General features: G+C 71.8%; 3 protein-coding genes. All 3 read left to right on the top strand.

Features of this window, described 5'->3' with window-relative positions:
• Positions 1–185 precede the first annotated feature (185 nt).
• The 3 genes from ACFV4N_RS36115 to ACFV4N_RS36105 all read left to right on the top strand — a co-directional run bounded on the left by ACFV4N_RS36115 (position 186) and on the right by ACFV4N_RS36105 (position 8058).
• Positions 186–2567 carry an RICIN domain-containing protein gene (locus ACFV4N_RS36115; protein WP_499677160.1) on the top strand — a complete coding sequence of 794 codons (2382 nt, stop codon included), beginning with the start codon at positions 186–188 and terminating at the stop codon, positions 2565–2567.
• A 458-nt stretch (positions 2568–3025) separates the two neighbouring features.
• On the top strand, positions 3026–6646 hold the full coding sequence (gene lacZ / locus ACFV4N_RS36110; protein WP_499677159.1) for a beta-galactosidase, LacZ type: 3621 nt from the start codon (positions 3026–3028) through the stop codon (positions 6644–6646).
• A 197-nt stretch (positions 6647–6843) separates the two neighbouring features.
• Entirely contained in the window at positions 6844–8058 is a 1215-nt protein-coding gene (locus tag ACFV4N_RS36105) for a glycosyltransferase (RefSeq protein WP_499677158.1), read from the top strand.
• The last annotated feature ends 13 nt before the right edge of the window (positions 8059–8071 follow it).

The following is an 8071-nucleotide window of genomic DNA, read 5'->3' as shown; positions in this document are numbered from 1 at the left end:
GCGGGACGCCGTCGCCCCCGACCACCTCGACCCGCTGCCGTCCTGACCGGCGAGACCACCTCACCGGTCGTCGCGACGCCCACCCCCGCCCGGGCCGCGTGCCCGGACGCACCTCGCCGCCACCACGCGCCGCCCACCGCCTCCACACGCCGCCGCACAACTCATCCCAACGTCAGGAGGTCCCCTTGTTCGCGTCCTCGTTACCCGCGGTGCGGCGGCCGGCACCGGTCGGCGTCGCCGCCGTCGTGCTGGCGGCGTCGGTGACCCTCGCCCCGTCCGCGCACGCGGCCACCACGACCATCCACGCCGCCCCCGCCGGCACCGGCACCGCCTGTTCGGCCACCCAGCCCTGCTCGCTGCCCGCCGCCCAGGCCGCGGTGCGGGCGCAGAACAGCGCCATGTCCGGCGACATCGTCGTGCAACTGGCCGACGGGGTGTACCGGCTCAGCGAGCCGCTGCGGCTGACCGCGGCCGACTCCGGCAACAACGGCCACCGCGTGCTGTGGCAGGCGGCTCCGTCCGCGCGCCCCGTGATCAGCGGGGCCCGCGCCGTCACCGGCTGGTCGCGGGTCGACGCCAACCGGAACATCTGGCGCGCGACCGTCCCCGCCGGCACCGACTCCCGCCAGCTCTACGTCAACGGCGCGATCGCCACGCGGGCGCGCACGCAGGTGAACCGGGCCGACTTCACGTTCACCGCCACCGGCATGCGGTTCTCCAACGCGGCGCTGGGCTACCTGAACGACCTGGCCGGCCAGAACCGGGTCGAGGTGGAGAGCGTCAACTCCTTCACCGACCGGTACTCGCCGGTGCAGGCCATCAGCGGGAACTTCCTGACGATGCAGCAGCCCGCCTGGAACAACAACACCTTCGGCTACGACACGCTCAGCCGGCCGCACCGGGCGGGCCCCCTCTACCTGGCCAACGCCTACGAGTTCCTGGACTCGCCGGGGGAGTGGTACCTCAACCCCGGGACCGGCGCGCTGTCCTACATCCCCCTGGCCGGGCAGGACATGAGCAGCACCGGCGTCGAACTGCCGGTGCTGCAGTCGCTGGTCAACGTCGGCGGCACCTACGACGCGCCGGCGCACCACATCTCGTTCAGCGGGATCACCTTCACCGGCACCAGCTGGCTGGGGCCCAGCAGCAACCAGGGGTACGCGGACCAGCAGACCGGCGCCTACATGGCGGGCAACTGGAACTGGCCTGCGGACCGGATCACCTCCTGCCAGAACGGCTGCGCCCAGTTCGAGGCGGTTCGACCGCACTGGTCCCAGATGCCCGCCGCCGTGCAGGTCTCGGCCGCCAACGACATCACGTTCAGCGAGTCGCAATTCGTCAACCTGGGACAGACGGCCATCGGCATCGGCAACGACGCCAACGCCCACGCCGGCGGTGTCGGCCTGGGCGCCGCCAACATCACCGTCACGCGGTCGGAGATCGCCCGCAGCTCGGCGGGCGGCGTCGTGGTCGGCGGCGTGCGCGCCGACGCGCACCACCCGAGCGACCAGCGGATGGTCAACCGGGACATCACCGTGAGCCACAACCGCCTCCACGACCTCGGCGTGGAGTACCGGGGCAACGTCTCGGTGCTCAACACCTACGTCACCAACGCCACGGTGGCCCACAACGAGGTCTACAACATGCCCTACTCCGGCATGTCGATCGGGTACGGCTGGGGCGCCAACGACGCCGGCGGCAGCAACCACTACGCCAACCGCGGCCTCTACAACTACCAGCCGCGCTACACGACGCCCACGACCGCGTCCAACAACCGGCTCCTCAACAACCACATCCACGACGTCATGCAGCAGATGAACGACGGCGGGTGCATCTACACCCTGGCGTGGAACCCGAACGCGGTCATCAGCGGGAACCACTGCCAGCGGACCAACGGCCACTTCGGGCTCTACTTCGACGAGGGCTCGCGGTTCTACACGGCCACCAACAACGTCTTCTCCGCCACCGGCACCTGGGCGACCGCGAACTACTGGGGCGGCGAGAACATGGGCAACTGGACGGTCACCGGCAACTGGTCGACCAACGGCAGCACGAACGTGACCAACGGCGACCGCGGCAACGTGGTGTCCGGCAACGTCACGGTCACCGGGAGCACCTGGCCGGCCGGCGCGCAGGCGGTGATGGCCAACGCCGGACCCGGGGGCGGCGGCAGCGGCCCGCAGAACGCCATGCTCGTCGGCGCCCAGTCGGGTCGGTGCGCCGAGATCGCCGCCGGGAGCGCCAACGGTGCCCAGGTGCGGCTCTGGGACTGCGCCGGCGGCACCGGCCAGCGGTGGACCCACACCGCGGCCAAGCAGCTCGTGCTCAACGGCGGCAAGTGCCTCGACGCCAGCGGCCAGGGCACGGCCAACGGCACCGCGGCGATCATCTGGGACTGCAACGGCCAGCCGAACCAGCAGTGGAACGTCAACGCCAACGGCACCATCACCGGCGTCCAGTCCGGGCTGTGCCTCGACGCCAGCGGCAACGGCACCGCGAACGGCACCCCGGTCCACCTGTGGACCTGCCACGGCGGCGCGAACCAGCAGTGGAGCGTGCGGAGCTGACCCGGGCCCGCGGAGGCCGTCCCGCCCGGCCTCCGCGTCGGGCCGATCGCCGTCTCAACCGCCCTGATGCGGACCGTGAAACTGTTAGCGCTAACTAAAATCAGCCATGCAGTCCCAGGTCCCTCAGGCAGGGTTCAACCATGCTTGCACGACGCTCGTGTTAGCGCTAACTTCGGATCGTGATGTGACCCGTGCGTGAACCCGTACGGCCCCAGCGGATGCTCGTCGCCAGGTGCTCCCGCGCCGGCGGACGACACGTTGGTCGATTGCTCGTCACCTGGGCCCGCCGCAGCAACCCCGCCCAGGGTCGGAACTCCGGACAACCGGTCGCCACCGGTCGCCACCGGGCGCGAAGTGGCACGAACCGCGGTCCGCTCCGGCCAGGTGGCGCGAACCACCAGCGGGAGCCGCCGGTCCGACGCGGCCACCGCAGTCCTACTCGTCCAGAGGAGACGACGATGACCGACCCGCAAGACCAGCGACGACCCATCCGCCGGCGCACGGTTCTCGGCGGGGGGCTCGCCGCCCTGGGGGCCGCGGCCCTGCAGGGCGGGACCGCGTCGGGCGCGCCCGACGCGGTCCCGGCGGCCGCGTGGGTGGACCCGCCCAACGGCTACCCCGAGTGGAACAACAACATCGGGATCTTCGAGGTCAACTCGGAGCCGCCGCACGCGACCTCCATGCCGTACGCCGACCTGGAACAGGCGCTGAACGCCGACCGCACCACGTCGCCGTACCGGCTCGACCTCACCGGGACGTGGCGGTTCAAGCACGTCGCCAGGCCCGCCGACCGCGACCTGAACTTCCACCGGACCGACGTCGACGACAGCGCCTGGCGGACCATCCCGGTACCGGCCAACTGGCAGCAGCACGGCTACGACTTCCCGATCTACACCAACTTCACCTACCCCTGGTGGGGCGCCAACGGGCAGAACGAGAACGCCCAGCCGCCGTTCGCGCCGACCCGGTTCAACCCGGTCGGCCAGTACCGCCGGCGGTTCGACCTCCCGACCGCCTGGCAGGGACGGCGGGTCCACCTGCACTTCGAGGGCGTCAAGTCCGCGTTCTACCTCTGGGTCAACGGGACGAAGGTCGGCTACCGCGAGGGCTCGTACACGGCGGCGGAGTTCGACGTCACCGACCACGTCCGGGCCGGGACCAACCTGGTCGCGGTCGAGGTCTACCGGTTCCCGGACGGGGACTGGCTGGAGGACCAGGACATGATCCGGCTGTCCGGGATCTTCCGGCCGGTCTTCCTGTACTCCGTGCCCCCGGTGCACCTGCGCGACTTCACGCTCACCACCCCGTTGCGGGACAACTACACCAACGCCGACCTGGCGGTGAAGGTGGCGCTGCGCAACCGCGGCGCGCAGCAGTCGGGGACGTACTCGGTGGAGGTCCAGCTCTACGACGCCCGGCGGCAGGCCGTCTGGTCCTCGCCCCTGCGGCTGCCGGTGAACGTCGGCTCGGTGCCGGTCGGCCAGGACGCGACGGGTCAGGGCTCCCAGGGCGTCCCGGGCGTGAAGCTCTGGTCGGCCGAGCACCCGAACCTCTACACCGCCGTGCTGCACCTGCGCGACCCGTCCGGCGCGGTCACCCAGACCGCGTCGGCGCGGGTCGGCTTCCGGGAGTTCGCGCTCTCGGGCGGGCTGATGCGGATCAACGGCCGGCCCGTGTCGCTGCGCGGCACCAACCGGCACGAGACGGACCCCGACCGCGGCCAGGCGGTGACCCGCGAGGACATGGTCCGCGACATCGTGCTGATGAAGCGGCTCAACATCAACGCCGTCCGGACCGCGCACTACCCGAACAACCCGCTCTGGTACGACCTCGCCGACGAGTACGGCCTCTACGTCATGGACGAGGCCAACCTGGAGACCCACGGCGTGCGGGACAGCTACCCGGCTTCCAACCCCGCCTGGACCGCGGCCGTCGTGGACCGGGCCGTCCAGATGGTGCACCGCGACAAGAACCACCCGTCGGTCGTCATCTGGTCGCTCGGCAACGAGGCGGGCGGCGGCAGCAACTTCGTGACCATGCGCAACGCGATCCGCGCGGCCGACCCGACCCGGGTCATCCACTACGAGGGCGACAACCGGCGCGAGGTCAGCGACATCCGGTCCCGGATGTACGAGAGCCCGGCCGCGGTCGAGGGCCGGGGCCGGGACACCTCCGACACCCGCCCGTACGTGATGATCGAGTACTCGCACTCGATGGGCAACTCCACCGGCAACTTCAAGGAGTACTGGGACGTCGTCCGGCGCTACCCGGTCCTCCAGGGCGGGTACATCTGGGACTTCGTCGACCAGGGCCTGCGCCGGCCGATCCCGTCGGGCGGGGGGACCTACCTGGCCTACGGCGGCGACTGGGGCGACAACCCCAACGACGGCAACTTCTGCGCCAACGGCATCGTCACCGCCGACCGGCGGCCGGCCGGGAAGGCCGCCGAGGTCAAGCGGGTCTACCAGGCGATCAACGTCTCGGCGGGCGCGGACGTCGCCGGCGGGGTCGTCCGGATCACCAACGAGAACCTGTTCACCAACGTCAACGAGTTCACCGGTCGGTGGGCCCTGGTCGCCGACGGCGCGGTGGTGCAGAGCGGGACGCTCACCGCGGCGCAGCTCGACATCGCCCCGCTGACGAGCAAGACCGTCCAGCTGCCCGTGCGGCGACCGACCGCCCCGGCGCCGGGCGAGGAGCACTTCCTGGAACTGTCGTTCGTGCTCGCGACCGCCACGGCCTGGGCCGACGCGGGGTTCGAAGTGGCCCGGCAGCAGCTCCCGGTGGACTTCTCCAGCCCGCCCGTCGTGCCGACCCCGGTGGCGGACGTGCCCGCGTTGACCGTCACGGAGGCCGGTGACCGCGTCACCGTCGCGGGCACGGACTTCACCGTGGTCTTCGCCAAGGCGACCGGCACGATCAGCTCGTTCGACGCGATGGGCGTGCGCCTGGTCAACTCCGGGCCGGCGCCGAACTTCTGGCGCGCGCCCACGGACAACGACCGGGGCAACGGCCACCCCAGCCGGAACGGCACCTGGCGGCGCGCCGGCCTCGACCGGACCGTGACCGGGTTCTCGGTCAGCAGGCCGTCGGACCGCGCCGTCCGGGTCGCGGTCAGCGGCACGCTGCCGACCAGCACCACGTCGAGGTACACCACGACGTACACCGTGTACGGCAACGGGGAGATCAAGGTCGACAACACCCTGCACCCCGGGGCGGCCACCCTGCCCTACATCCCGGAGGTGGGGACGATCCTGTTCCTGCCCGCGGAGCTGGAGCAGGTGCGCTACTACGGCCGCGGACCGCAGGAGAACCACTGGGACCGCAACAGCGGGTCCGACGTCGGCGTGTACTCCTCCACGGTCTCCGGCCAGTGGACCGGCTACATCCGCCCGCAGGAGAACGGCAACAAGACCGACGTGCGGTGGGTCGCCCTGGTCAACGGCAACGGCCGCGGCCTGCTCGCCTACGGTGAGCCGCTGCTGGAGGTGAACGCGTCGCACTTCACCCCGGAGGACCTGTCGACCGGTGTCCGGCACGACTACCAGTTGACCCGGCGGTCGGAAGTCGTGCTGCGGCTCAACCACCGCCAGACGGGCGTCGGCGGCAACGACAGCTGGGGTGCCCAGCCCCTCGACCAGTACAAGCTGTTCGCCAACCGGGACTACTCCTACACCTACCGGCTGCGGCCCTTACCGGACGTCGGTCAGGCCCTGGCCCTGTCCCGGCGCCCGGTGGAGACGACGGGTGGCGGTGGCGGTCCGCAGACCGGCGTGCACTACCGGTTGGTGGCCCAGCACAGTGGCAAGGCGGCGGACGTCAACGGCGCCTCCACGGCGGCGGGTGCGCCCCTGATCCAGTGGTCGGTCACCGCAGGGCTCACCCAGCAGCCCGACTCCAACGCCACGAGCCAGCAGTGGCGGGTGGTGGACCACGGCGGCGGCTTGGTGAGCCTGGTCAACCGGCAGAGCGGTCTGTCGATGGACGTGTGGGAGCAGTCCACCGCCGACGGCGCCCGCATCTCGCAGTGGAGTTCCACCGGCGGCGCCAACCAGCGCTTCCTGCTCCAGCGGGTGTGAGCCGACCGTCCGGTGTGGAGCGGCTGATCGTTCTCGGCGCAGGTGCCGCGGCACCCGCGCCGAGGTGATCTTCTTTCCGGGCGCGCACCGCCGCGTCCGCCGGCTCGACACCCCCGCCGGGCGTGCTCACTTCTGGCACGACCGGCGGGAGCCCGGCGGCGTAGAACACAGGTTCCGGTTCCCGTGAAGGAGTCGCCATGCGTGTCCTGTTCACCTCAACCCCGACGTCCGGTCACCTGCACCCGCTCGTCCCGCTCGCCGCCGCGCTGCGCGACCGCGGCCACGAGGTCGCGTTCGCCTGCGCCGCCAACCTCCTCGACGACGTGCGCTCCCTCGGGTTCGCCGGCTTCGCCGCCGGGCTGAGCCGCGACGGGGACGGCGACGAGGAGTTCACCGCCCTGAAGGCGGGGGCGAAGGGCCTGACGCCGGGCGTGGAGATGGACCGGCTCGCCATCGCCCGCGTGATGTACGGCGTGCGCGCCCGGCGCACCGCGGCGGACCTGGTCCCGATCTGCCGGGAGTGGCGGCCGGACGTCCTGGTGCGCGACAGCTACGAGCCCGCCGCCGCGGCCGTCGGCGAGCTGCTCGACATCCCGTGCGCCTCGGTCGACATCACGCCGCTCTACGACACGACGCCGCTGGTGGGCGACATCGCCGAGGAGATGGACCGGCTGCGCGCCGAGGTCGGCCTGCCGCCGGGGGACGGCGTGGGCATGCTGCACCGGTACCTGCACCTGTGCTTCGCGCTGCCGCGCCTGCTCGACCCCGCCCGGCCTATGCCCCCGATCACCCACCACCTGCGGGACGGCCTGTTCGACAACCTGGGCGACCAGCGGCTGCCACCGCACCTGGAGCGCCTGGGGGAGCGGCCGCTGGTGTACGTGTCGTTCGGCACCGTGGCGATCCGCTTCTACCCCGGTGCCTACCCCGGGCTGATGGGGACGGTCCTCGACGGCCTGGCCGACCTCGACGCCGACGTGGTCGCCACCGTCGGCCACGACCGCGACCCCGCCGACCTGGGGCCGCGGCCGGCGAACGTCCACGTCGAGCGCTACCTGCCGCAGTCGCTGCTGCTCTCGCGGTGCTCGGCGGTGGTGAACCACGGCGGTTTCAACACGATGACGGGGGCGATGGTCACCGGTCTGCCCCAGGTCAGCATCCCGCTGCTGACCGACGACCACGACAACGTCCGCCGGTTCGCCGCACTCGGCCTGACCAGGGCGCTGGACGCGGCCACCACCACCCCCGGGGAGGTGCGGTCCACCGTGCTCGGCGTCCTGGGCGACCAGGCCATGCGCGCCGACATCGAGAAGGCCCGCGCGGAGATGGCGGAGCTGCCGGGCCCCGACCACGCGGTTGACCTGCTGGAGCGGTTGGCGGTGGAGCGCGTCCCGCTGCGGTCCGGCTCGTGATGCGGTGCCGGTG

The organism is Actinosynnema sp. NPDC059797, from assembly GCF_042732085.1.
Taxonomy (GTDB): domain Bacteria; phylum Actinomycetota; class Actinomycetes; order Mycobacteriales; family Pseudonocardiaceae; genus Actinosynnema.
Note: the sequence above shows the minus strand (reverse complement) of the source record. Positions and strands in the feature narration are given on the sequence as shown.

Coding starts and splice junctions, on each gene's coding strand:
- lacZ (WP_499677159.1), top strand. CDS start 3,026: ATGACCGACCCGCAAGACCAGCGACGACCCATCCGCCGGCGCACGGTT.
- ACFV4N_RS36105 (WP_499677158.1), top strand. CDS start 6,844: ATGCGTGTCCTGTTCACCTCAACCCCGACGTCCGGTCACCTGCACCCG.